The organism is Salmonella sp. NW722, from assembly GCF_051702785.1.
In the GTDB taxonomy this organism is placed as follows: Bacteria; Pseudomonadota; Gammaproteobacteria; order Enterobacterales; family Enterobacteriaceae; genus Salmonella; species Salmonella enterica.
Genome location: NZ_JAMMIN010000001.1, coordinates 249,728 through 275,234 on the forward strand (window position 1 = coordinate 249,728; position 25,507 = coordinate 275,234).

General features: G+C 49.9%; 27 protein-coding genes. 18 read left to right on the forward strand and 9 right to left on the reverse strand.

What is annotated here, in order from left to right:
* The first annotated feature begins 103 nt into the window (after positions 1 to 103).
* Together NA330_RS01175 and NA330_RS01180 are read left to right on the forward strand one after the other, a co-directional pair.
* Entirely contained in the window at positions 104 to 1,390 is a 1,287-nt protein-coding gene (locus tag NA330_RS01175; protein WP_000824240.1) for an MFS transporter, read from the forward strand.
* Positions 1,365 to 2,390: a zinc-binding alcohol dehydrogenase family protein gene (locus NA330_RS01180; RefSeq protein WP_000864936.1), complete on the forward strand. Its 1,026-nt coding sequence runs from the start codon at positions 1,365 to 1,367 to the stop codon at positions 2,388 to 2,390. The genes NA330_RS01175 and NA330_RS01180 overlap by 26 nt, the downstream gene beginning before the upstream one ends.
* Before the next feature lie 58 nt (positions 2,391 to 2,448).
* Here NA330_RS01180 and NA330_RS01185 read toward each other — a convergent pair whose 3' ends face one another.
* Together NA330_RS01185 and NA330_RS01190 are read right to left on the reverse strand one after the other, a co-directional pair.
* The gene (locus NA330_RS01185; RefSeq protein WP_001518759.1) at positions 2,449 to 3,240 is read right to left on the reverse strand and encodes a FadR/GntR family transcriptional regulator; all 792 of its coding nucleotides are present in this window, start codon (positions 3,238 to 3,240) and stop codon (positions 2,449 to 2,451) included.
* 45 nt (positions 3,241 to 3,285) lie between these two features.
* Positions 3,286 to 4,377: a choloylglycine hydrolase family protein gene (locus tag NA330_RS01190; RefSeq protein WP_023241917.1), complete on the reverse strand. Its 1,092-nt coding sequence runs from the start codon at positions 4,375 to 4,377 to the stop codon at positions 3,286 to 3,288.
* A 427-nt stretch (positions 4,378 to 4,804) separates the two neighbouring features.
* Between NA330_RS01190 and NA330_RS01195 the strand changes: the two genes are divergently transcribed.
* Genes NA330_RS01195 through hypA form a run of 9 tightly spaced genes read left to right on the forward strand, consistent with a single transcriptional unit; the run spans position 4,805 to position 12,035 of the window.
* Entirely contained in the window at positions 4,805 to 5,908 is a 1,104-nt protein-coding gene (locus NA330_RS01195) for a hydrogenase small subunit (protein WP_001194448.1), read from the forward strand.
* A 2-nt stretch (positions 5,909 to 5,910) separates the two neighbouring features.
* Positions 5,911 to 7,713: a nickel-dependent hydrogenase large subunit gene (locus NA330_RS01200; protein ID WP_000331200.1), complete on the forward strand. Its 1,803-nt coding sequence runs from the start codon at positions 5,911 to 5,913 to the stop codon at positions 7,711 to 7,713.
* Entirely contained in the window at positions 7,664 to 8,407 is a 744-nt protein-coding gene (cybH, locus tag NA330_RS01205) for a Ni/Fe-hydrogenase, b-type cytochrome subunit (RefSeq protein ID WP_000924456.1), read from the forward strand. The genes NA330_RS01200 and cybH overlap by 50 nt, the downstream gene beginning before the upstream one ends.
* Before the next feature lie 5 nt (positions 8,408 to 8,412).
* A complete protein-coding gene (gene hybD / locus NA330_RS01210; RefSeq protein WP_023241916.1) occupies positions 8,413 to 9,021 on the forward strand; it encodes a HyaD/HybD family hydrogenase maturation endopeptidase in 609 nt (202 codons plus the stop codon).
* Complete coding sequence (gene hypC / locus NA330_RS01215) at positions 9,021 to 9,320, forward strand: HypC/HybG/HupF family hydrogenase formation chaperone (protein ID WP_000334910.1); 300 nt, start codon at positions 9,021 to 9,023, stop codon at positions 9,318 to 9,320. The genes hybD and hypC overlap by 1 nt, the downstream gene beginning before the upstream one ends.
* Entirely contained in the window at positions 9,317 to 9,727 is a 411-nt protein-coding gene (locus NA330_RS01220; RefSeq protein ID WP_000155985.1) for a hydrogenase, read from the forward strand. Before hypC ends, NA330_RS01220 begins: the two co-directional genes overlap by 4 nt.
* Positions 9,728 to 9,744: 17 nt before the next feature.
* Entirely contained in the window at positions 9,745 to 10,806 is a 1,062-nt protein-coding gene (locus NA330_RS01225) for a hydrogenase expression/formation C-terminal domain-containing protein (protein WP_023241915.1), read from the forward strand.
* Positions 10,794 to 11,681: a dehydrogenase gene (locus tag NA330_RS01230; RefSeq protein ID WP_023241914.1), complete on the forward strand. Its 888-nt coding sequence runs from the start codon at positions 10,794 to 10,796 to the stop codon at positions 11,679 to 11,681. The genes NA330_RS01225 and NA330_RS01230 overlap by 13 nt, the downstream gene beginning before the upstream one ends.
* Before the next feature lie 12 nt (positions 11,682 to 11,693).
* A complete protein-coding gene (hypA, locus tag NA330_RS01235; protein WP_000544772.1) occupies positions 11,694 to 12,035 on the forward strand; it encodes a hydrogenase maturation nickel metallochaperone HypA in 342 nt (113 codons plus the stop codon).
* A 140-nt stretch (positions 12,036 to 12,175) separates the two neighbouring features.
* On the opposite strand, the gene ompC is transcribed toward hypA, so the two are convergent.
* Positions 12,176 to 13,294, reverse strand: a complete 1,119-nt coding sequence (ompC, locus tag NA330_RS01240; RefSeq protein WP_000758336.1) for a porin OmpC — start codon at positions 13,292 to 13,294, stop codon at positions 12,176 to 12,178.
* Positions 13,295 to 14,010: 716 nt separating this feature from the next.
* Here ompC and NA330_RS01245 point away from each other — a divergent pair.
* Complete coding sequence (locus NA330_RS01245; RefSeq protein ID WP_000513118.1) at positions 14,011 to 14,553, forward strand: YybH family protein; 543 nt, start codon at positions 14,011 to 14,013, stop codon at positions 14,551 to 14,553.
* A gap of 55 nt (positions 14,554 to 14,608) precedes the next feature.
* On the opposite strand, the gene NA330_RS01250 is transcribed toward NA330_RS01245, so the two are convergent.
* The 4 genes from NA330_RS01250 to sad form a co-directional block, all read right to left on the reverse strand.
* Entirely contained in the window at positions 14,609 to 15,523 is a 915-nt protein-coding gene (locus tag NA330_RS01250) for a bestrophin family protein (RefSeq protein WP_001804844.1), read from the reverse strand.
* A 255-nt stretch (positions 15,524 to 15,778) separates the two neighbouring features.
* Positions 15,779 to 16,138, reverse strand: coding sequence for a DUF4186 domain-containing protein (locus NA330_RS01255; RefSeq protein ID WP_000992449.1), 360 nt, complete (start codon positions 16,136 to 16,138; stop codon positions 15,779 to 15,781).
* Positions 16,138 to 17,064 carry a glutaminase B gene (gene glsB, locus NA330_RS01260; RefSeq protein WP_000090081.1) on the reverse strand — a complete coding sequence of 309 codons (927 nt, stop codon included), beginning with the start codon at positions 17,062 to 17,064 and terminating at the stop codon, positions 16,138 to 16,140. The genes NA330_RS01255 and glsB overlap by 1 nt, the downstream gene beginning before the upstream one ends.
* 72 nt (positions 17,065 to 17,136) lie before the next feature.
* Positions 17,137 to 18,525 carry a succinate-semialdehyde dehydrogenase gene (sad, locus tag NA330_RS01265; RefSeq protein WP_000178413.1) on the reverse strand — a complete coding sequence of 463 codons (1,389 nt, stop codon included), beginning with the start codon at positions 18,523 to 18,525 and terminating at the stop codon, positions 17,137 to 17,139.
* 102 nt (positions 18,526 to 18,627) lie between these two features.
* On the opposite strand from sad, the gene ptrR reads away from it, so the two are divergent.
* Together ptrR and NA330_RS01275 are read left to right on the forward strand one after the other, a co-directional pair.
* Positions 18,628 to 19,500: a putrescine utilization regulator PtrR gene (gene ptrR, locus NA330_RS01270; RefSeq protein ID WP_001649498.1), complete on the forward strand. Its 873-nt coding sequence runs from the start codon at positions 18,628 to 18,630 to the stop codon at positions 19,498 to 19,500.
* Positions 19,501 to 19,615: 115 nt separating this feature from the next.
* Positions 19,616 to 20,806, forward strand: coding sequence for a sugar transporter (locus NA330_RS01275; RefSeq protein WP_000154617.1), 1,191 nt, complete (start codon positions 19,616 to 19,618; stop codon positions 20,804 to 20,806).
* Positions 20,807 to 20,852: 46 nt separating this feature from the next.
* Here the strand turns inward: NA330_RS01275 and NA330_RS01280 are convergent, their stop codons facing one another.
* Positions 20,853 to 21,518, reverse strand: coding sequence for a MarC family NAAT transporter (locus NA330_RS01280; protein ID WP_000968968.1), 666 nt, complete (start codon positions 21,516 to 21,518; stop codon positions 20,853 to 20,855).
* A gap of 258 nt (positions 21,519 to 21,776) precedes the next feature.
* Between NA330_RS01280 and marR the strand changes: the two genes are divergently transcribed.
* The 3 genes from marR to marB are packed head-to-tail and all read left to right on the forward strand — an operon-like array spanning position 21,777 to position 22,858.
* The gene (gene marR, locus NA330_RS01285; protein WP_000843434.1) at positions 21,777 to 22,211 is read left to right on the forward strand and encodes a multiple antibiotic resistance transcriptional regulator MarR; all 435 of its coding nucleotides are present in this window, start codon (positions 21,777 to 21,779) and stop codon (positions 22,209 to 22,211) included.
* A gap of 19 nt (positions 22,212 to 22,230) precedes the next feature.
* Positions 22,231 to 22,614, forward strand: coding sequence for an MDR efflux pump AcrAB transcriptional activator MarA (gene marA, locus NA330_RS01290; RefSeq protein WP_000091194.1), 384 nt, complete (start codon positions 22,231 to 22,233; stop codon positions 22,612 to 22,614).
* Positions 22,615 to 22,642: 28 nt separating this feature from the next.
* Entirely contained in the window at positions 22,643 to 22,858 is a 216-nt protein-coding gene (gene marB, locus NA330_RS01295) for a multiple antibiotic resistance protein MarB (protein ID WP_000783049.1), read from the forward strand.
* A 118-nt stretch (positions 22,859 to 22,976) separates the two neighbouring features.
* Here marB and eamA read toward each other — a convergent pair whose 3' ends face one another.
* Positions 22,977 to 23,879: an O-acetylserine/cysteine exporter gene (gene eamA, locus NA330_RS01300; protein WP_072103186.1), complete on the reverse strand. Its 903-nt coding sequence runs from the start codon at positions 23,877 to 23,879 to the stop codon at positions 22,977 to 22,979.
* Positions 23,880 to 24,106: 227 nt separating this feature from the next.
* Between eamA and ydeE the strand changes: the two genes are divergently transcribed.
* Positions 24,107 to 25,294, forward strand: a complete 1,188-nt coding sequence (gene ydeE, locus NA330_RS01305; protein ID WP_023205775.1) for an efflux MFS transporter YdeE — start codon at positions 24,107 to 24,109, stop codon at positions 25,292 to 25,294.
* Positions 25,295 to 25,507 lie beyond the last annotated feature (213 nt).

A 25,507-nucleotide genomic window follows, 5' to 3' on the forward strand; every position in this document is an offset into this window, starting at 1 on the left:
AATTTTTGTTATATTGATCACGTTCTAACCACAAGAGAGGTGATTTGAAAATAACCTTAAAATATTGTGGTCAGGCCGCTAGACCACAATAAGAGGATTAATCATGAAAAGAAAAACAATGGGATGGCTTATCGTTTTTCTTCTATTTATAGTTTACATGCTCAACTATATGGATCGTTCAGCATTGTCGATAACTGCCCCCTTGATCGAAAAGGAGTTAGGATTTAACGCCGCGGAGATGGGAATGATCTTCAGCGCATTTTTTATCGGATACGCCCTGTTTAATTTTATTGGTGGCTGGGCCAGCGATAAAGTTGGGCCAAAAACGGTTTTTCTCATCGCAGCGTTACTATGGTCTGTATTTTGTGGCTTAACTGGTTTGGTCACCGGATTGTGGACAATGCTTATCGTGCGCGTTCTTTTCGGTATGGCTGAAGGACCGGTCAGCGCTGCCGGAAATAAAATCATCAATAACTGGATTTCCCGAAAGGAGTCTGCCACGGCGATCGGAATTTTTAGCGCCGGTTCCCCGCTCGGCGGCGCGGTGTCCGGGCCGATAGTGGGCCTGCTGGCGTTATCCTTAGGCTGGCGCCCCGCATTTGGCATTATTTTCTTATTTGGCCTGGTCTGGGTACTGCTCTGGTACTTTATCGTTAGCGATAAGCCAACAATGAGTAAACGCCTGGCGCCGGAAGAACGCATTGATTTTGAAAATCATGAGGACGTTATTTTATCTGATGATGGCCGGGCTACGCCTTCACTCGGCTATTACATGAAACAACCAATGGTATGGGCAACAACTCTGGCTTTTTTCAGCTACAACTATATTCTTTTTTTCTTCCTGACCTGGTTCCCAAGTTACCTGAACCATTCGTTACATCTCGATATTAAAGAAATTAGTATCGCCACGGTAATTCCCTGGGTCATCGGCGCCATTGGTATGGTGCTCGGCGGCGTCTGTTCTGATGTAATTTATCGGATTACCGGTAATGCTCTGCTCTCACGTCGACTTATTCTGGGCGTATGTCTGGCAGGCGCAGCGGTATGTGTTGCCGTTTCCGGTACTGTTAGCACTATCGGTAGCGCAATTACGCTCATGTCAGTTTCACTCTTCCTGCTCTATTTAACGGGCCCAATTTATTGGGCGGTTATTCAGGATGTTGTTCATAAAGATAAGGTAGGGAGCGTCGGCGGAGCCATGCATGGCCTGGCTAATATATCCGGCATTATCGGTCCGCTTGTCACCGGTTTTATCGTTCAATTTAGCGGTAAATATGACTATGCGTTCTATCTGGCTGGTGCTATCGCTATCGTTTCAAGCCTGTTGGTCTTCGTGTTTGTAAAAAGTAAAGGATTCAAAGCCAATGAAAGTCAAAGCTGTGTTCATTAATAAGCCTGGTGAAGTTGAAACCCGCTGGGTGGATTATCCCCATAAGAAAGAAAATGAAGTATTAATTAAGGTTGATGCTGCAGGCATTTGCGGATCGGATATCGGGGCTTTTCGTGGAACGAACCCACTGGTTACTTACCCAAGAATTATTGGGCATGAAGTGACCGGAATTGTTCTTCAGGAAGGTACCGGAATGCCGGGCAATATTAAAAAAGGCGACCGCGTGATTGTTGACCCCTATATTTATTGTGGTCACTGCTACCCTTGCTCTGTCGGCAGAACTAATTGTTGTGAAAATTTAAACGTCATTGGCGTGCATGTCGATGGCGCAATGCAGGAGGTGGTTACTCATCCCGCACATTTAATTCATAAAATACCAGATAATGTGCCTTCTGAAATGGCGCCGCTGGCAGAACCGCTGACTATCGCTCTGCACGCGCTGCATCGGGCAAACGTTAAGGCCGGGGAATATGTTGCCATCATCGGCGCGGGGGCCATTGGTCTTATGGCGGCATTAAGCGCGCGACATTACAAGGCAACGCCTATTCTGATCGATATTGTGGAAGAAAGGTTACGCTATGCGCAAAAGCTTGGCGTTCCTTATGTACTGAACGCCGCTGACGATCAGGTTATCGACGCTATTAAAAATATCACCCACGGCACCATGGCGCAGGTCGTGATAGAAGCCTCCGGCGCAAATAGCGCTATTCGAAATACGCTTGATTTAGCATCGTTTGCTGGTCGTATTTCGTTTACCGGATGGCCAAAACAGGAAACGTCGCTGCCGACGAACCTGATCACCTACAAAGAACTGGATTTACGCGGTTCCCGCACCAGTGCCGGTGAATTTGATGAGGCATTACGCATGCTGTCAACGCTGGAGATTAATCCGCAAGATGTTGTCAGTAAGGTCGTCAATCTTGATGAGATCCCTGATGCAGTTAAAGAACTTGATCGCTATCCGGAGCGCTACTTAAAGATTAATGCTGTTTTCCATTGATTTACGGCGAGTTCTACCGCATGGCATATCCGCCATGCGGTGTTATTTACCGACAAACTTAGCCGCCGACAATCTTTCTCACATAGCGTAAATGTTCCAGAGATCCCTCATAGGCGCTGTCAGCATCAGACTGGCGCATCGCATCCACTATCGCTTTATGTTGTTTGTTGAGATTAAGTAAAACATTTCTGTCTCCAGACTGCTCGTCGAGCCCGGCATAAGGGATATTAATCCGTTGTTCCCATAACATACGGGACATATCGAACAACACCCGGTTACGGCTGGCCTCAGAGATCGCAAGGTGAAATTCTTTATCCAGCGAGTAAAAGCCGTGGACGTTATTATCGTTAATGGCTTGATCCATACGATGATAAATCGCCTCTATTTGATTGATGACGTCAACGTTATCGTTTTGTGCGGCTAAGCGCGCACAATGGCTATCGACCAGCTCGCGAGTAGAGAGAATTTCTTCGATGGTATAGTCGCTGGCAAGGTGTTTTTTATCTGAAACGATAACCCCATTACCGGACTGAATCACGATCCATCCCGAGATCTCCAGTACAATAAGGGCTTCTCGCAAGGAGGCGCGGCTCACGCCAAGCTGTTTTGCCAGTTCGCGTTCTGGCGGTAAAAAAGTTCCCGGTGGAAAAATATTATCATTGATCAGCTTAATGATGAGGTTGGCTATCTTCTGATAGAGCCTCTCCTGCCTGACCTCAGGTATAACCATGCGCCCTCCAATCCATATCCAGGGGATTTTGAATGGATTTAGCATACCATCCTGGCGCTGGTGATCGTGATAATTAATTACCGTGCATGATAAAGAGAAGCAACCGCCGGTAGTCTCCATTACCTTCGCCGAGACTACCGGGGAAACTAAACAGAGACGAGCGGTTTATCCTTTGACGTTGATTTTCTCGAATACGGGCGCAGTCGCGTTCTTAAACTGAGAAAGAGACCAGGTTTTATAGTTGATATCATTGTAGCCGCGCACCATCATCTCACCGTGCGTTAAGTCAGACAGCGTTGTCCAAACCGTATATTCTGAGACCGGTTTGCGGGTGGCGTTGCCTTCCCCTTCACTCCCCATATAATCAACCGTAATATTTTTCGGACGATCGAAACGGCTCATAATATGCGCAAGCGTATTCATTGCGTCGTGGGCGGATGTCGCTTGCGGCGCATATGTGGTGTAATAAACGCCGCGTATAAAACGGGAAACCGACGTATCGGACGATGGCAAGTCTGCAATAGCAATCCCGCTATCAGGCTGCATCACTTTTATCCCGCCCAATGTGCCTGAAGAGCGGTCCACATTGGTTAATTGCGTATAATTATTCAGATTTGTCAGATGCCAGGGGAATGCGGGACCATTTGTCATCACGCGAGTGGGATTGTCATAGACATGGAATTTGCCATTTTCCACTTCAACGACAATGTTTCCTCCTTTCTTGTCGTAAAACGCATAATGAAATGGCGATTTCAGATCGCCAAACCGATGCAGTTCCGGTGACCAGAATTTGCCCTCTTTTATTGCCTGTTTTACCTCGCCGACAGTAGCAAAACGGGCCAGCGCCCATTCTCCCAACGAGGTGACAGGAATTGCCTGTTTATATTCACTCGCAGGCAATGGCGGCAACTGCGCATTCATGATCATGTTTTCACTAAATGACAATCCCGCGCTATTCATGCCTTCAAGTATGTCTCTGCTATCGCCATCAGTAATGGTGGAAGTAATGGCCAGTATCGGATACTTCGCCTGATAGCTTATCCCCTGGCTGCCATCCGGCGTTTTTTTATCAAACTGCGTTCCCGCCGGGTAATACGTTAACCATGAGGGTAAATCCTGCATATATTCCAGCGTACGCCCATGAAAAATATCGCCTTGTTTATCCTGAATAGCAAGGGTTGTGCAGGCCTGTGCAGCCAGGGCGTATGAAAACAGCGCCGGAGCGATAAATAACATTGCTTTACTTTTTTTCATCATGCTCTCCTTGTTTGTAAAATGGATTGGATGAATATATTAAATTAAACCTATCAATGGTTATGCAGCACGTAATTAATTGTGATCTTATTTTACAAGCTAATAAATTTAACTGACGGGTTTAAAGGAGAGTTAAACACAGCGAACTAATATGAAACGCGTTATCCGTGTGACCATTTAAAAAAATCCCATCATGTTATAAATAAAAAACACGGTTTCTTATCAACATTAAGAGATACCATCACAACGCTATATTTACTCCACATCACCAATAACATTAAATTAATTTATGTTTTTGAGTAATGTGAGTAGCACACATGTAATCGGTTGTTACGAATTAGAAACATAATTGCTACTAAAACACGTTGAGAAAGACAAGAAATGCAACATATGATGCCCACACTAACTATAGTGGTTTGGGATAAACGTTATGCAAACACAAGATACATTTTATCAAGTTATGCGTAGACACGGCGTGACAAGGCGTAGCTTCCTCAAGTTTTGCAGCCTTACCGCAACGTCTTTAGGCCTGAGCAGTTCGATGATTCCTCAGATAGCTTATGCCCTGGAGAATAAACCGCGTACGCCAGTGATATGGCTGCATGGTCTTGAATGTACCTGTTGTACCGAATCTTTCATTCGCTCTGCGCACCCGTTGGCAAAAGATGCCATTTTGTCGCTCATTTCCCTGGATTATGACGACACCATTATGGCCGCCGCAGGGCAACAAGCTGAGCAGGCGTTGGCGGATGTGATGCGTGAGTACAAAGGAAATTATATCGTTGCCGTGGAAGGTAACGCGCCGCTGAATGAAGATGGGATGTTTTGCATACTGGCTGGCGAGCCGTTCCTGGAGAAGTTAAAACGCGTCAGCGCGGATGCTAAAGCGATTATCGCCTGGGGGTCTTGCGCATCATGGGGCTGCGTGCAGGCAGCCCGTCCCAACCCAACTAAAGCCACGCCGGTTCACAAATTAATTACCGATAAACCCATTATTAAAGTGCCAGGCTGCCCGCCTATACCTGAAGTGATGTCCGCCGTTATCACCTATATGCTGGCATTTGATCGCATCCCTCCCCTTGATCGTCTTGGACGACCAAAAATGTTTTATGGCCAGCGAATTCATGACAAATGTTACCGACGCGCGCATTTCGATGCCGGTCAGTTTGTGGAAGCGTGGGATGACGAAGGCGCCAGAAAAGGGTATTGCCTGTACAAGATGGGCTGTAAAGGCCCGACCACCTATAACGCCTGTTCAACCGTTCGCTGGAATGATGGCGTGTCTTTTCCTATCCAGTCGGGTCATGGATGCCTCGGATGTTCGGAAGATGGATTCTGGGATTACGGTTCTTTTTACAGCCGGGCAACGGGCATTCCGCAAACCGGCATTGAGGCTACCGCCGATAAAATCGGACTGGGCGTTGCTGGCGTCGCGGGCGCTGCCGCCATCGCTCACGCCACGGTGAGCGCCATAAAACATGCCCGCAATAAAAACAACACGTCATCAGAAAACGCTCCGGAAGAGAAAAAATAATTATGGCATATCCTTATCAGACTCAGGGTTTTACGCTGGACAATAGCGGACGGCGAATTGTGGTCGATCCGGTTACTCGCATCGAAGGGCATATGCGTTGCGAAGTGAATATCGACAGTAATAATGTTATTACTAACGCCGTGTCGACCGGCACCATGTGGCGCGGCCTGGAGGTTATCCTGAAAGGTCGCGATCCGCGAGACGCCTGGGCATTCGTTGAACGCATTTGCGGCGTCTGCACCGGTACACACGCTCTGACCTCAATCCGTGCCGTAGAAAATGCGCTGGGAATCGCGATTCCGGACAACGCAAACTGTATCCGTAATATGATGCAGGCTACGCTACACGTTCACGATCACCTGGTGCATTTTTATCATCTGCACGCGCTGGACTGGGTTGATGTGGTTGCGGCCCTGAAAGCCGACCCGCATCAGACCTCCGCCATCGCGCAAAGCCTTTCCGCATGGCCGCTATCCTCGCCGGGATATTTCCGCGATTTGCAAAATCGACTGAAGCGGTTTATCGAGTCCGGTCAACTTGGCCCTTTCCGTAATGGCTACTGGGGACACCCGGCGATGAAACTTCCGCCGGAAGCCAATTTGCTGGCGGTCGCCCACTATCTTGAAGCGCTCGATTTTCAAAAAGAGATCGTAAAAATTCACACCGTTTTCGGTGGTAAAAACCCGCATCCTAACTGGCTGGTGGGCGGCGTTCCTTGCGCCATCAACCTTGACGAAACGGGCGCGGTCGGCGCAGTGAATATGGAACGTCTGAATCTTGTCAGTTCCATCATCCAAAAAGCTCGCCAGTTCTGCGAACAGGTTTATCTTCCGGACGTCTTGCTGATTGCCAGTTATTACAAAGACTGGGCAAAAATCGGCGGCGGGTTATCGAGCATGAACCTGCTGGCTTATGGCGAGTTTCCGGATAACCCTAACGATTATTCCGCCAGTAATCTTCTGCTTCCGCGTGGGGCTATCATTAACGGTCGTTTCGACGAAATTCATCCTGTCGATTTAACCGCCCCCGATGAAATTCAGGAGTTTGTCACTCACTCCTGGTATACCTATGGTAACGGCAATAACGATAAGGGCCTGCATCCGTGGGATGGTCTGACCGAACCGCAACTGGTCATGGGCGAACACTATAAAGGCACAAAAACCTTTATCGAACAGGTGGATGAGTCCGCTAAATATTCATGGATTAAATCGCCGCGCTGGAAGGGACATGCGATGGAGGTAGGTCCGCTGGCGCGTTATCTGATTGGATATCATCAAAATAAACCGGAATTTAAAGAACCTGTGGATCAACTGCTTAGTGTATTAAAGCTGCCTAAAGAAGCGCTCTTTTCTACATTAGGACGTACTGCCGCGCGTGCGCTGGAATCCGTATGGGCAGGCAATACGCTGCAATATTTCTTCGATCGTCTGATGCGTAACCTCAAGTCCGGCGATACGGCGACGGCAAACGTCACGCTCTGGGAACCCGATACCTGGCCTACATCGGCAAAAGGCGTTGGTTTCAGCGAGGCGCCGCGCGGCGCGCTGGGGCACTGGATAAAAATTGAAAATCAGAAAATCGACAGCTATCAGTGTGTGGTACCGACAACCTGGAATGCCGGGCCACGTGACGATAAAGGTCAAATTGGCGCGTACGAAGCGGCGTTAATGGGGACTAAACTCGCCGTTCCCGATCAACCATTGGAGATTTTACGTACTCTGCACAGCTTCGATCCCTGCCTGGCCTGCTCCACCCATGTTATTGATAATCATGGAGGGGAGCTGGTCAGGGTTCAGGTACGATGACGACGATTCGGAGGTCTCAATGCATCTCAAAGAAATAACCAGCCAGGGGTACTATATCTATGAAGCGCCGGTCCGTTTATGGCACTGGATCACGGCGTTATCCATTGTCGTCCTGGCTGTTACAGGATATTTCATTGGCCGCCCCCTGCCATCGATTCAAGGTGAAGCGACCTTTATGTTTTGGATGGGCTGGATACGACTGATCCATTTTACCACGGCGTATATTTTTACTGTCGCGCTGCTGTTTCGTATTTACTGGGCATGTGTCGGCAATGAGTACGCCAGGGAGATGTTTCTGGTTCCGTTCTGGCGCCGCGCCTGGCGCAAAGGCGTTATCAGCGAAATCCGCTGGTATTTTTTCCTCGAAAAAGAGGCCCATCGTTACTATGGACATAATCCGGTAGCGGGACTGGCGGTAATGTTCTATTTCTGGATGTCCGTACTGATGGTGTGTAGCGGCTTTGCGCTCTATGGCGAAGGACTTGGAACAGACAGTTGGGCGTATCAATGGTTTGGCTGGATGATTCGCCTGACTGGCAACGATAGCCTCGCGCTGCATTTCTGGCACCGGCTGGGCATGTGGTTCATTATCGCCTTCGTCATTGCGCATGTTTATACCGCTATCCGTGAAGACATTATGAGCCGACAAAGCGTGATCTCCGTCATGATAAGCGGCTGGCGCTGGTTCAGGTGATAACAATGGCAGAAGTAACAATCTTAGGGCTTGGCAACCTGCTTTGGGCAGATGAAGGGTTCGGCGTCAGAGCGGCGGAAAAGCTGTTTGAACAGTATGCCGATAACGAGAAAGTTGACGTTGTTGATGGCGGTACGCAGGGGCTGGCGCTGCTGCCCTGGCTGCAACAAACCGAAAAACTGTTAATCATGGATGCTATCGATTTTGGTATGGCGTCAGGTTCGCTGGCGATGTTTCGTGATGAACAGGTTCCCGCCTATCTGACGGCGAAAAAACTCAGTTTACATCAGACCAGTTTTTCTGAAGTGCTGGCATTGCTGCAATTAACCGGCGGCCAGTTATCGGAGATTGTGCTGATTGGCGTGCAGCCGGAATGTCTGGATGACTATGGCGGGAGTCTTACGCCGCAGGTAAAGGCGCAACTGATGCCTGCGGTCTGTCTCGCGCAGGAAGTGCTGGCGCAATGGGGTATCACCGCCTCTTCAGCGGCCTTGCCCACTGAAAGACTCAATCATTACAGCCTGTGTATGGAACGCTACGAAGATGAACGGCCAGATGCGCAAAGCGCTTGCCGGGTCGGCGATATTCGGGTGCTACAGAGAGAGAAATCATAATGTGTATCGGCGTTCCTGTGCAGGTTATTTCACCCGGTCAGTGGTTCGCCAAATGCCGCGACCGACACGGCGAGCTTATCGACGTTGATATTCGGCTTGTGGCTCCCCCCTTAGCAGGCGCATGGCTGCTGACATTTGGCGGCGCAGCACGACGAGAAATGGACGAAACGGAAGCCGTTGAGGTACTGGCGGCGCTGGACTCGCTGGAACAGGCCATGCTCACGCAAAGCGATCCGCTGACCGGTTTTGCCGATTTATTGTCTCGCACGCCTGAATTACCGGAGCATTTAAAAAAATGACTATCTCACCCCAAAATCCTGTTTGTCCACTGGCGGATAAAGGCTTTCTGGTTACCGATGCACAAACGCTCCCGTCGTTGATTAATGCGCATCCGACTGTGCTGGTTTTGCTGCAAAGCGACCCCAACAAACATCCGGAAGTCGCCGACAGTTGGGTCATTATCCCGGAGATCCTCAAGCAATTTCCGGCGACGTCTTATACCGCGGCATTTGCGGATAGCGAACAGAGTGAACTGATCGCCCGGGAGTATCGCATTCTGAAATATCCGGCGCTGCTTTTCTTTCGCCAGCACCGTTTTGTCGGCAGTCTGGCGGGATTATATAGCTGGCAAGAATACTCTCAGCGGGTGGCCGCATTGCTGACCACACCGGGCTATCGTCAGGATATTCCCGTTATCACGCAATAGAATGAAAGGTAACACACGTGAATCATTCCAGAACTATTCCAGTCGTTAATATTGCCGGACCAGGCTCGCAGCCAGAAGAGGAAGACTTTAACTTTCTTCCTATCCCCGCCGGCATTAATCTCCCACTGACGCCGGTTTTACCGGAACAGGCGCTGCCCGCTGAGCTTCGTGTTGCCAGACACATCCTGACTACGCTTATTCGCGATATGGATAACCCGGTGGCAACGCTCCCCTTTCCCCTGAGCTATAAGCTGAATGCCACTGAGCAACAGAATAGCGGTTTGTTGGATCAACTGCTCGGCGAAGGTGAAATCTCCGCCCGGGTACTATTATCCGATGGAAAAGAACAGCGTATTCAGGAGACGGTTTTTACGGGCGTCTGGCGTGTACGTGAATATAACGCTGACCAGCAACGGGTTGCCGATGAAATTATCATTGGCCCGATCCCGGAGAGCATCTGGCAGACGCATCCGCAGCCGCCGATTACGCCAGAATTGCCGCCGCAACCGGCGGGATTGATGAATGGCGCCTTTATCGCGCATGAAATAGCCGAGCGCGTAAAACAGCCGGTAAAAGAGCCGCATATCATTAACTTAACGCTATTGCCAGTAAACGATGCCGATCGCGAGTATCTGGATCATTTTTTAGGCGAAGGGTGTAGCGCTATTTTTTCACGCGGATATGGTAAATGCCGGATTGTAAGCACGTATTTTCCCGGCGTATGGCGGGTCAATTATTTCAATGATATGAACACATTACTGCAAGATATGATTGAGATAGCGGACATTCCTGATATCGCCGTTGCAGGCATCGACGATATCGAAGATGCCTACGCGGGGCTAAAAAATACGTTGGAATGGTTGAAAGAATACCCGGTCACAGAAAATGAGCCAGTGGTGCGCATGGAGTGCAAAGTATGTTGGTGGGTTTACGACCCTGCGCTGGGCGATGATGTATGGCAAATTCCACCCGGCGTGCCCTTCAGCCAGTTACCTGATTACTGGTGCTGTCCGGTTTGCGAAACCAGTAAGTCCGGGTTTATGGTGATCGATGAAGGTAATAATTCGTGCAAAGATTGACCGTCTATTCTCACCCGCTACGGATTATCTGGCAGGAGGCGCCGATCGGTCGTTTGTTACAGGGCGCAACACCGGTGTACGCAAAAACGCTTATTTCACGTTTGTTTACGTTGTGCGCTCAGGCGCACAGCGTAGCGGCGGCTTTACTGTTGTTTCCTGAAGAGAAGCCAGATATGCAGGCCGCGCAACAGGAGCTGGCGCGAGAAACGCTCCGTCGCGCGTTGACCGACTGGCTCCCCCTGTTTAGCCACCGACAGGCAACCGCTGAAGAATGGGCGTTGTTACGTCGCGGAGAGTTATCCCCGCTGGCAAGCACAATCTTTTTTGACGATGATCCTCAGACCTGGCTTGCCGCTGGCGTAAAGGGCTGGGAAGCCTGGTTTTTGCAAGAGCGTTCTGAAACCGCCCGCTGGCTGGCGGCAGTACAGAATATCATTACACCTACACTACCGATGGCGTCGTCCCCGGACCATCCGTTAATAACCCATGGTCCCCTGGATGTCTCGCCTCTGGCTATCGAATATCCGCTGCTGTCAGCCTGTTGTCTTAGCGGAAAAACGACTGCGCTACGTCTGCTGGCCCGCTGCATTACGCTCGCCCGAAGTTTGAGCGCCCTTCCCACCCTGCGCTGGAATCGTTTTGATGATGGCGAATGGAAAATAGCGGTAGTGGAAACCGCGCGAGGATGGTTAGTTCATCAGGCCAGACTGACGACGTCAGGCAATATTCTTGATTACCGTATTATCTCGCCTACCACACGTCACGCCCAACCTGACGGCGTCATTGCTCGCGAACTGGCCACTATTCCACTCTCATTGTGGTCGCAACAGTTACAGGTAATTGATCCTTGTGTCGCCGTAAATATTGTTGAATGAAGGAGCTGGCCCATGCATGAATTAGCCCTGGCGCAAAATATTATCGAATTGCTGGAGGAACAGGCAGTAAATCACCAGTTCAGCAAGGTAAAGCAAGTCTGGCTGGAGATTGGCGTTATGGCCTGTGTTGAGGTGCCGGCGCTGCATTTTGGCCTGGATGTCGCCGCTCGTCATACCCTTGCTGACAATGCGCGTTTCCACATTACTATCGCACCGGCGCAAGGTTGGTGTCTGTCCTGTAATCAACCCTTTACCTCTCAAACATCCACACTCTGTTGTCCCTTTTGTCATTCAGGCAAAGTGCAGATAGATGACAGTAGCAGAATGCGCATTCGCGAGATCGAAGTCGAATAGTCAACGAATAGGCAATAAAAAAGGACGCCAGAAGCGTCCTGAAATAATAAAAGAATAAATTAACAATAATAAAGGTTAAGCAGTGACACAGTTTTGGGAAAAGGAGGGTATCCCTAAACTGTCTTAATCAGCAAGTTTTATCAAAACTCGTAGACTAAGCCGAGAGCCACGGTGTTGTCTGTATTAGGATTCGATGGGTTGCCATCTTTTAGTAGATTGATTTTGTAGTCAACATACGCGGACATATTTTTATTGAAGTAGTAATAAGAGCCCACATCAATATATTTTACAAGGTCGAACGAACCCAGTCCATTAACATCATTGGCTCTGGATTGCAGGAACGCCAGTGATGGGCGTAAGCCATTATCAAATTGATATTGTCCTACCATTTCCCAGTTATCGGTTTTATGTGCAAAGCCGCCCAATGTATCACCCATATAGGTCATATCATAAGTACGGGTATAGTTTGCCGCCAGGTAAATATTATTGGCATCATACTTCACGCCGCCAGTCCAGGCTTCAGCGCGGTCACCATTGTCGTATTTATCTTGCGTCATCTGATCAAGCGTGCGTTTGGAACTGGTATAGGCTGCCCCCAGACTCACCCCCATGCCCAAATCATATGTCGCTGATGCCCCGAAACCATCGCCATTCTGGTACGCGATACTTTTTCTGGCATTATTACTTAAAGGATCACCTTCTTTCGACAGGCCGTCATTTTTACCCTGATACTGCAACGCAATATTCAGACCATCAACCAGACCAAAGAAATCATTATTGCGATAAGTCAGAACGCCATTCGCGCGTCCGGTCATAAAATTATCGGAAGCTTCATACGAATCATTACCAAATTCAGGCAGTACGTCAGTCCATGAACCAATGTCGTATAACACGCCATAGTTACGACCATAATCAACAGACCCCATATCGGCAAATGCCAAACCAGCAAAACCGAGACGCGTCCAGCTTTGCGGGGAACCGCTGGAGTCACCATCTTCCGGACGATTGGCGTTGACCTGATACTCCCACTGTCCAAAACCGGTTAGTTGATCGGTAATTTGAGTCTCGCCTTTAATACCCATACGGATATAAGATTGATCGCCATCCGTACTATGATTACTGGAAAAATAATGCAGGCCGTCGACCTTGCCATACAAATCCAGTTTATTGCCATCCTTGTTATAGATTTCTGCTGCGTTGGCGGCTCCAGCCATCATTACGGCTGCGGCTACCGCAGATAACACCACTACTTTTTTCATTTTATATGCCTTATTTGTCTTATTTTTGGACTTTCCGCAAAACCTGCTCGCGGAACTGTCCAGGACAATATCACTAACAATTACCATGCGTTAAGTTTCAAAGTGTAATATTAGCTTGCTATGTATTAGTGATGTTAAAATGCAAGTTAAGCATGACTACATCAATGATATGCCCTGTTTTCTGCTGTAATAACAAGGGGGTTACCAGTAGAGAACTGGCTTACGGTCGGGGATGCCAGGGCGAGAATGGCACTTAACACTCGGCTGGCATTCGTTAAGACGGAATCATAATCAAGTCAGTTGAGGCCACAGCCCTTCTTATTTTTGTGTATAATTTGTTACGTTTACATTTATTTTTAAATTAGCGTTATGAAAATATCAGTACTACTGAAATAGCACTTCTTCGCTTCGTGTATTTTTACTATGGTTAATTATCACATAGCGCAAACGGTCATTTGTGTATCACTATTCATAAGATTAACTATTTACCAGTGGTAATAAACATAAAAGTAAGTCAATGGACAACAACAATACTGAAACTCTAAATGTTGATATTTTGAGTCATGCCGTTACAAACAAATACGATATTCTTAATTGCACTACTCCCTTTTCGGGGTAATTTTATAGAAGGATGTTTTTTATTGTTCGTGAGCCATGCTCCTTTAGTATAAAGGTGAACGTAACAGGAAAGATAAAGCGTCTCAAAAACAGACCATATGGGTATAACTATTATGCAAAAAACGTCACTATTGTTTTCTGCCGCCGCGATAACGTTAACTCTGATGGCGTCCTCGGCATCAGCGGCAACGCCAACCGCCGCACAAAATGAAGCTACGTCGACCGTTAAACAAGAAATTACAGAAGGCATTAACCGTTACCTTTATTCAATAGATAAGGCAGACCCAACGTTAGGCAAGCAGCTTTTTTATGTTTCACCGGATACCAGTTTTATTCATCCACGCGGTCACGAACGCGGATGGTCGCAGATCGCTGAAAATTTTTATGGTGCCACTATGGGTAAAACCTTCAGCAAACGCACATTAAAACTGGACGCTCCCCCTGCTATTCATGTGTATGGCAATGCCGCCGTTGCAGAGTTCGACTGGCATTTTACCGCGGTACGCCGTGATAATGGGCAGACTCAACACACGACAGGCCGCGAAAGCCAGGTGTGGGCGAAGATACCAAACACAGGATGGCGAATCGTTCATGTCCACTACTCCGGTCCAGCCAAAACCGGCGTTGGAGAAGGCTATTAAGCTTTGCTCTTCAGGTTATGGCGCAGATGAACATTCTGCGCCAGTTAAGTCGAGCTTAGGTCAGTTGATAGCGTTTATCCGGTATCCGTTTTGCCGGAATATCCCTTTCATCATTCATTTGCAGTAAATCGATTTCTATCGCATTGCATATCGCATCCAGCGGTAAATCATTATTTTCAGTACCGAACGGATCTTCCAACTCTTCTGCTAACGCATCCAGCGCGATAAACGTATAAGAAATAAGCACCGAAATAAACGGCGTCATATAGTGCAGATCAACCACCAGTGCAAATGGCAACATAATGCAGAAAAGATAAACCGTACGATGCAAAATTAACGTATAGGCAAAAGGCACCGGCGTGTTGGCGATGCGTTCACAGCCGGCCAACACTGACGACATATCATTTAAACGGTTGTTGAGGCTATGAAATAAAATATCGGAAAGCTTTCCGCTGTGGCGGCGAATCGCCAGCCACTCTCCCATCAGCAATAAGATACGATTAGCGGGCGAATGGGAAGCGACAACTTTCTGTAACGCGCCCTGGTCAAGATAGTTGCCCAGAACTTGCGTTTGAGGCTGTCGACGCAATGTCATACGCAAACAGTGGGCAAAAGCGATTTGTAACCGAACAAAATCCTCGATACCACGTTCATCAGGTAAGGTAGTTTTCACCTCACGCAGTATTGAGCGTGAAGCGATCATCAACTGCCCCCACAAATGTCGGGCTTCGACGTAACGCGCATAACAGGCATTATTGCGAAACCCAAGAAAAATGGCGATAGCGACGCCCAGTATGCTAAACGGCGCAAGGGTAAACTTAATACCCAGCATTGTGTACCAGGGCAGCATGATAATAACGGCGATAGAAAGAAGAAAGTTAAGGAGCAGTCGTGAAAAGATTTTAGATAACACGGAACCATGCCAGACAAATATCAGGCGAATCCAGTGCTGTTGTGGTCTAACGATCATGATTATCTTCAGCAGGTAAAAAAGCACTGTCATTAAACGTGATCCAGATCAAGGTTGCAAGCTTCTGGTGATACACGGATCCCCTGCCCTGTAGAACATTTTTTTGCACAGTGCTGACAGGCGTTGAAAAAAAACAACCCAATGTATGTTGTAACTAAACATGCGCTTCAGCGCATGAGATATATGACGGTCAACGGCTGCTATCAGTGGTATAGGGTGATTTATCGGGGAAAGCGTCAGCAACGACACGCTGCTCTACCGCTGATTCATTTGTATGACCAGCCAGTAATGGATAACGCTGACAATATACTGTTGCTGCGCTTCGCTCAGCGGTTCTCCCTGAGGTATCTGGTGCCACTTCGCCAGGCACCCGCGACAGCAGGTTGCCGTCGCATGTTGCGCGATAAATACCGGATGGCCCCGCATCGGCGTTTGCTTACCATCATTCGCCGGGTGAGCTGGCGCCAGTCGCTGGGCGATAAAATCGGCGGCGTGTTTATCAATCACCTCCGCGCCTTTATCCCAGCAATATTGTCTTTCTTTTATCCCGAGACGAAAACGCGAACGAAATGTCGATCGCGCCAGGCGGGCAAAGAGCGGTTCAAGCGCATTCATCAGTATACCGAACGTCCTAACGTTTGTGTTAATTGCTCAAGCGCGGCGATACCTGCCAGAGAGTTTCCCGCAGGATCCAGCTCCGGACTCCAGACGGCAATCGCCATTTCATGCGGCACTATGGCGACAATACCGCCGCCCACGCCGGATTTAGCGGGCAATCCCACCCGCCAGGCAAACTCTCCGGCATTCTGATACATACCGCTGGTCGCCATTAGCGCATTAATCTGCCGGGCCTGCATGGGGGTAACTACCGGCTCGTCGAGATGAAACGCCTCGCCCTGATTCGCCAGAAAGACAAACGTCCTCGCCAATTCCATGCAACTCATTTTCAACGCACAATAGTGGAAGTAATTTTGCAACACGGTAGGCACATCATGATGAAAATTACCGAATGATTTCATCAGCCAGGCAATCGCGGCGTTACGGGCGGAATGCTCAAATTCAGAGCGCGCGACCGTAGCGTCATACGTAATATCCGATACGCCGCAAAGCGCGCGCACAACTTCCAGCATCCGCTGACGCGGCGCGCTAAGCCGGCCTTGCAACATGTCGCATACCACCAGCGCGCCCGCATTAATAAATGGATTACGCGGGATGCCTTGTTCCATCTCTAACTGAACCAACGAATTGAACGGCGAGCCGGAAGGATCTTTTCCGACGCGCTGCCAGATCTCCTCTTCCGGATAATGACGCATCGCCACCACCAGACTAAGCACTTTCGAAATAGACTGAATAGAGAAGCGTTCGTGCGCATCGCCCGCCTGATAATGCTGCCCGTCCACGGTACAAATCGCTATCCCCAGCTTTGAACCTTCGACGGACGCTAATGCCGGAATATAGTCAGCGACTTTGCCCTGGCCAATGAGGGGGCGAACGCGCTGTAAAATCGTCTCTAAAATTGCATTATCCATGGCCCTGGCCACAACATGCTCCTTGCTCGCAGGTCTGAAAAGGCCTGCGAGTATAGCAGAGGGCGCCACGCGACGTCAGGGCGATTAGACGCGGTTCTTCCAGACGGTCTGCACATTACAAAATTCGTGTAAACCAAAGTGCGAAAGCTCGCGACCGAAGCCGCTTTTCTTCACCCCGCCGAATGCCACACGCGCATCGCTGGCGCTGTACCCATTAATGAATACCCCACCGCACTCAAGACGCGCCGCCATCTCCGCGGCCAGCGTATCGTCGGCGGTAAAGATCGTCGCCGACAGGCCAAACTCACTGTCATTCGCCAGCGCGAGGGCGTGCGCCGCATCTCTTGCAACGGTAATGGCGGCAACAGGCCCAAAAAGTTCCTGACGAAATGCCGTCATGTCAGGTGTGACATCCGCCAGAACGGTCGCGGCATAATAGTTGCCCTCCCCGGCGATTTTCTCGCCGCCCAACAGTAGCCGTGCGCCTTCGGCGACGGAAGCCTGCACCTGTTGATGGAGTTCATCACGCAGATCAAAGCGCGCCATCGGCCCCAGGTCATTCTCTTCAACCAGAGGATCACCCATCTTTAATGCTGCGGCAGCCGCCACAAAACGATCGGTAAACGCCTGCGCAATGCCCTCTTCGACAATAAAACGTTTGGCGGCGGCGCAGACTTGTCCGGTGTTTTGATAGCGTCCGGCAACCGCGGCTTTTACCGCCAGCTCGAGATCGGCATCATTGAGTACAATAAACGGATCCGAGCCACCCAGTTCCAGTACGCACTTTTTCAGCGCCGCCCCAGCCTGAGCGCCAATCGCCGCGCCGGCGCGCACGCTACCGGTCACCGTCACCGCCGCGATTCGCGGATCGTTAATCATCTGACTCACGCCCTCATTATTGGCGTTCACCCATCCATAGACGCCAGCGGGAGTACCGGCTTCCGTCAAGATTCGGGCTATCATCTGCGCGCAACCCGTGACATTGGGCGCATGTTTTAACAAGTAGCTATTCCCCGCCAACAGTATCGGCACTGCCCCGCGTAACACCTGCCATAAAGGAAAATTCCACGGCATTATCGCCAGAATGACGCCCAGCGGACGGTATTCAATCACCGCCTGCTGATTTTCTACCAGCGTAGGCTCAGGATTCAGCATTGCCGGGCCATGTTCCGCATACCAGTCGCATAACGCGGCGGATTTCGTCACTTCCGCACGCGCCTGCTTTATGGGTTTCCCCATTTCACGCGTAATACATTGCGCCATCTCTTCTGCATGAGCGCGAAGCGCCTGACCAATATCACGTAATGTTTGCGCCCGTTGCGCTACCGATGTCATTTTCCACTTTTTGAAACCGCTCGCCGCCAGACTCAGCGCATGTTCAATCTCTTGCGCGTTAGCCCAGGGCATTGCCGCCAGCGTCTGGCCGGTCGCAGGATTCACGGATAACGCCTGTGTTGCAGTCATCATGGTCATGTTCTTTCTCTCGTTATCAGGGGAGTTGTACCATCATGACGCCCTTTACCCTTTCTGAAAAATGAATAATATTAACCAGACTATTCACGAATTGAGAAAATCATGGACCTGACGCAACTGGAAATGTTTAACGCTGTCGCTCTGACGGGCAGCATCACGCAGGCGGCGGCAAAAGTGCACCGCGTTCCGTCCAACCTGACCACGCGTATCCGCCAGCTTGAAGCCGACCTGGGCGTCTCTCTGTTTATTCGCGAAAACCAGCGGCTCAGGCTGTCACCAGCCGGGCATAACTTTTTACGTTACAGCCAGCAGATCCTGGCGCTGGTTGATGAAGCCCGTATGGTGGTTGCCGGAGAGGAACCGCAAGGACTGTTTTCACTCGGCGCGTTAGAAAGTACTGCCGCCGTACGTATCCCCGCGCTGCTGGCGGGTTATAACCAGCGTTACCCTAAAATTCAGTTCGCGTTAACGACCGGTCCTTCCGGCGCCATGCTGGATGGCGTGCTCGAGGGAAAGCTGAACGCCGCCTTTATTGATGGCCCGCTAATGCATCCGGGGCTGGAAGGTATACCGGCTTACCAGGAAGAGATGATGATCGTCGCGCCACACGGCCATTCCGTCGTTTCGCGGGCCAGCGAGGTAAATGGTTGTAACATCTATGCTTTTCGCGCCAACTGTTCTTACCGACGGCATTTCGAAAGCTGGTTTCATGCCGATGGCGCGACTCCAGGTACGATTCACGAAATGGAGTCATATCATGGAATGTTGGCGTGCGTAATTGCCGGCGCAGGTATTGCGCTGATGCCAGCAAGTATGCTCAACAGTATGCCAGGACATCATCAGGTGGAAGCCTGGCCGTTGGCGGAGAAGTGGCGCTGGCTTAACACATGGCTAATGTGGCGGCGCGGGGCGATGACGCGTCAGCTTGAGGCCTTTATCGAGTTACTTAACGCCCAACTGGCGAGCGTCGACTGAAGACGAAACGGCCTGGGAAGTAAATGAGAAGCAGGTCACAAAATGATTGTCTTTTCGCCAGTAAACGTTTTAAGATCGCGGTCTCACCTTCTCGCAACTAACCCGAAATATTTTTATGACAATCAATCCAGTTTCCCGCAAGGTCGCGTGGCTACGGGTAGTTACGCTTGCTATTGCCGCTTTTATTTTCAATACCACAGAATTTGTGCCGGTTGGTTTGCTATCAGACATTGCTGAAAGCTTTCATATGCAAACCGCGCAGGTCGGCATCATGCTAACCATTTACGCCTGGGTAGTTGCCGTCATGTCGCTGCCTTTTATGCTTCTTACCAGTCAAATGGAGCGCCGTAAGCTACTCATTTGTCTGTTTGTTTTGTTTATTGCCAGCCATGTGCTCTCCTTTCTGGCATGGAACTTTACCGTGCTGGTCATTAGCCGTATTGGTATCGCTTTCGCCCACGCTATTTTCTGGTCGATAACCGCCTCGCTGGCGATCCGCCTGGCCCCTGCCGGGAAACGCGCGCAGGCATTAAGTCTGATAGCGACCGGCACCGCGTTGGCCATGGTGCTTGGGCTGCCCATAGGTCGCGTTGTTGGTCAGTATTTTGGCTGGCGCACCACCTTTTTTGCCATCGGCATGGGCGCATTAATTACGCTGCTATGTCTGATTAAGCTTCTACCGAAATTGCCGAGCGAGCATTCCGGCTCACTAAAAAGTTTACCTTTGCTATTCCGGCGCCCGGCGCTGATGAGCCTCTATGTACTGACCGTCGTTGTGGTGACTGCGCATTACACAGCTTATAGCTATATTGAACCGTTCGTTCAGAATGTCGCCGGGCTCAGTGCGAATTTTGCTACCGTCCTGTTACTGATCCTCGGCGGCGCCGGGATCATCGGCAGCCTCGTGTTTGGTAAACTGGGTAATCGCCATGCCTCGTCGCTCGTCAGTATCGCTATTGCCCTGCTGGTTGTCTGTCTGCTTCTGCTGCTGCCTGCGGCGGATAGCGAAGCGCATCTGGCCATACTGAGCATTTTCTGGGGCATCGCGATTATGGTGATAGGGCTCGGTATGCAGGTGAAAGTACTGGCGCTGGCCCCGGACGCGACCGATGTCGCAATGGCGCTATTTTCAGGCATCTTTAATATTGGTATTGGCGCTGGCGCGCTGGTAGGCAATCAGGTGAGTTTGCACTGGTCAATGTCGGCCATCGGCTATATTGGCGCCATACCCGCCTGTGCCGCGCTGGTATGGGCTGTGCTCATATTCCGCAAATGGCCAGTGACGCTGGAAGAACAACCGCATTAAGACATTCGTCTGCCGGGAACAGGTTTCCGGCAGACGAAAATGCGCCTTAGTGGTACGTTTTAATAATTTCCAACACGCCGTTGATAATAAATTGCACGCCCATACACACCAGCAGGAATCCCATTAAGCGGGAGATCGCTTCAATCCCCCCTTTACCCACCAGCCGCATAATAGCGCCAGAACTGCGTAAGCATCCCCACAGGATCACCGCCACGGCAAGAAAAATAATCGGCGGCGCGACCATAATGACCCAGTCGGGAAACTCGCCGCCATGACGCACCGTGGAAGCGGAACTGATGATCATTGCGATGGTCCCCGGTCCTGCGGTGCTTGGCATAGCCAGTGGAACAAACGCAATATTGGCCGTCGGTTCGTCTGCCAGCTCCTCCGATTTGCTTTTCGCTTCCGGCGACTCATGCGCCTTCTGCTGCGGGAAAAGCATTCTGAAGCCGATAAACGCCACAATTAACCCCCCGGCGATCCGTAACCCTGGAATCGAAATACCGAAGGTGTTCATAACTAACTGCCCGGCGTAGTACGCCACCATCATAATAGCGAAGACATAAACCGAAGCCATATAGGACTGCCGGTTGCGTTCCGCACTATTCATATTGCCCGCAAGGCCAAGAAACAGCGCCACGGTGGTTAGCGGATTGGCTAACGGGAGCAGTACGACCAGCCCCAATCCAATCGCTTTAAACAAATCCATCATAATACTATCTCTTACCCATCAGCGTTTCATGAACCGGAAGTATAAAGTGAAATTACCCAGGCGCGCCATTTCGCCAGTGTGCAAATTAATATCCTCTACAACCTATAACCTGTAATTATCAATTAGTTACAAGTTATCACAGCACAATACCCCGGACGCCTTTTAGCAAATCGTGGCATCGGCCAATTCATTTAGTTGACTTATACTTGCCTGGGCAATAGTATCTGACGAAATTAATTACTTGCCGGGGCAACCATTTTGAAAAGCACCAGTGATCTGTTCAATGAAATCATTCCGCTGGGTCGCTTGATCTACATGGTAAATCAAAAAAAAGATCGCCTGTTAAATAACTATTTATCCCCGCTGGATATCACCGCAACACAGTTTAAAGTGCTTTGCTCGATACGCTGCGCGGGATGTATTACCCCGGTTGAACTTAAAAAAGTGCTGTCTGTCGATCTCGGCGCATTGACGCGGATGCTCGACCGCCTGCTGTGCAAAGGCTGGATCGAAAGACTGCCGAATCCTAATGACAAACGCGGCGTACTGGTGAAGCTAACGCCGGACGGCGCGGCAATTTGTGAGCAATGTCATCAACGACCAGGGCAAGACCTGCATCAGGAATTAACAAAAAACTTAACGGCGGACGAAGTGGCAACGCTTGAGTATTTGCTCAAGAAAATTCTGCCGTAGACAAAAAAGAGGTATGACGATGTCCAGACGCAACACTGACGCTATTACTATTCATAGCATTTTGGACTGGATCGAGGATAACCTGGAGTCGCCGCTCTCACTGGAAAAAGTGTCTGAGCGTTCAGGATATTCCAAATGGCACCTGCAACGGATGTTTAAAAAAGAGACCGGTCATTCATTAGGCCAATACATCCGCAGCCGTAAAATGACGGAAATCGCGCAAAAATTAAAAGAGAGCAACGAGCCCATTCTCTATCTGGCGGAACGCTATGGCTTTGAGTCACAGCAAACATTGACCCGGACGTTCAAAAACTATTTTGATGTGCCGCCACACAAATACCGGATCACCAATATGCATGGCGAATCACGGTATATGCTGCCGCTGAACCATGGCAACTACTAGTTTGTTTATGCGCCACGCGAAGAGCACCATGAAAATGCTGTTTCCCGCCCTGCCGGGTCTGTTACTTATCGCCTCCGGATATGGCATTGCAGAACAAACTTTGTTACCTGTGGCGCAAAATAGCCGCGATGTGATGCTTCTGCCCTGTGTGGGCGATCCGCCAAATGACCTTCACCCCGTGAGCGTGAACAGCGATAAGTCAGATGAATTAGGCGTGCCCTATTATAACGACCAACACCTTTAACCTCTTTGCCCCGTTTTGCGGGGCATTTTTTTAGTACCGTCTGGCGATGACGAGTTCGTCGCTATTACCTTGCGGCATGGTCTGAAATTAGCGTTTGTCTTCTTAGTAACATAATGCCTCATCCCCTGACGCGCGCAGTACGGCGCACACGAAATCCAAACACATTGATATAGAGTCCAGCCATAATCAGTACTGCGCCCGCAAGTTGCATCCCGGTCAACGTTTCCCCGAGTAACACCGCGGCACTCGCCAGCCCGACTACCGGCACCAGCAATGATAACGGCGCCACGCGCCAGGTCTCATAGCGCCCCAGTAACGTGCCCCAGATGCCGTAGCCAAGTATAGTGGCGACAAAAGCCAGATAAAGCAGCGACAATATCGTCGTCATATCGATGGTAATAAGGCTTTGCGTAATGTGATCCGCCCCCTCCAGTAGCAGCGATGACAGCAGGAACGGCAGGATCGGGATCAGCGCGCTCCAGACCACCAGCGACATCACCGCCGGGCGCGGACTATGTTGCATAATTTTTTTATTAAAGATATTGCCGCAGGCCCAGCTAAATGCCGCCGCCAGAGTCAGCATAAATCCCGACATCGCTATATGCTGTCCGTTGAGACTGGCTTCAATCAATACCAGTACACCTATAATCGCCAGGGCGATCCCCGCCAACTGCTTACGTTGTAACCGCTCGCTAAAAACAAACGCCCCCAAAGCCATGGTAAAAAAGGCCTGCGCCTGTAATACCAACGACGCCAGTCCTGCGGGCATACCAAACTTTATCGCGCAAAAGAGAAAGGCGAACTGCCCAAAGCTTATCGTCAGGCCATAGCCCAGCAACAGCGTAAGCGGGACTTTAGGCCGGGCGACAAAGAAAATTGCCGGAAACGCCACCAGTAAAAATCGTAATCCTGCCAGCAATAATGGCGGCATATGGTGCAGGCCGACTTTGATGACAACAAAATTGAGCCCCCATACGATAACCACCAGTAACGCCAAAAAACCGTCTTTACGCGACATCATCGGCCCCTGTCATTATTAAAATTTTGTAAAAAGGTAAGTTATCGGAAATCAGTGCGCCATAACAGGACTTTTCTTTTTACCGTGAGCATGGCATTGAACAACACACGATGGGCAAAATCCTGCGTTATGGTATGTTAAGACTACGCTATAGCGTATAGACATCATGCTTTTGCGGGCACGGTAGATTAAAACGTCCCGATACGTAACCTCGATTTCAGGCAGGAAAAATGAATCCAGTATTGAGACGTTCGACGTTGGCTCTACTCGCCTCATCGCTGTTATTGACAATTGGACGCGGGGCCACGCTCCCCTTTATGACCATCTATCTTAACCGTCAGTACGGTTTAGGCGTGGATCTGATTGGCTACGCGCTGACCAGCGCGTTAACGATTGGCGTCGTCTTTAGTCTTGGCTTTGGGATTCTGGCGGACAAGTTTGATAAAAAGCGCTACATGTTACTCGCGATTATCGCCTTCGCCTGCGGATTTATCGCCATCCCAATGGTGCATAATGTCGTACTGGTTGTCCTGCTTTTTGCGCTTATTAACTGTGCCTATTCGGTTTTTTCTACCGTCCTGAAGGCCTGGTTCGCCGATAATCTCACCGCGACAACAAAAACACGGATTTTTTCGCTCAACTATACCGTACTCAATATCGGCTGGACGGTTGGCCCGCCGCTCGGCACGCTGCTGGTGATGCAAAGCATCAATTTACCCTTCTGGCTTGCCGCCATCTGTTCCGCATTCCCGCTGGTCTTTATTCAGGTATGGGTGACACGATCGGTTGCCCCCAGCGAGGGGAAAAATGCCGCTATCTGGTCTCCCTCCGTTCTGCTGCGCGACAAAGCATTATTGTGGTTTACGCTTTCGGCATTTCTGGCCTCCTTTGTGGGGGGCGCCTTTGCGTCCTGTATTTCACAGTACGTTATGGTCGTTGCCGATAGCGGCTTCGCGGAAAAAGTGGTAGCCGTCGTCCTGCCGGTTAATGCGGTTATTGTGGTCAGTTTGCAATACGCCGTGGGCCGTCGACTTACCGCCGTCAATATTCGACCAATGATGACGACCGGCACCGTCTTTTTTATCGCCGGGCTCATCGGATTTATTTTTTCAGGCGACAATCTGTTTTTTTGGGGGCTTTCAGCGGCAGTATTCACGATTGGCGAAATTATTTATGCCCCCGGCGAATATATGTTAATTGACAACATTGCGCCTGCCGGGATGAAAGCCAGCTATTTTTCAGCGCAATCGCTGGGCTGGCTGGGTGCGGCGGTAAACCCGCTGGCCAGCGGCGTCATCCTGACGACGCTTCCCGCCTGGTCGCTTTTCGTTGTCCTGATAATCGCCATTGTGTTCGCCTGGGCACTGATGTTAAAAGGAATGCGGATTACCCCTACGCAACAGGCTATCACCTGTTAATTATCTGCAGCCAGTGATGTGCGCAGTTTCTGGCGCACCGGGTTAACCCTATATATTGCAGGCTAATTATCTGCTGTCACTGCGGTAATTCAGGAATATTCCTGGGCGCTGACGAAAATATTCTAATGCTTACCCTTCCAGTAAAATAAATACGCAATTCAGACTTTGCTTAAGCATAAATTAGTACTATAGTCTGTACGAGGTTTTTTAAAA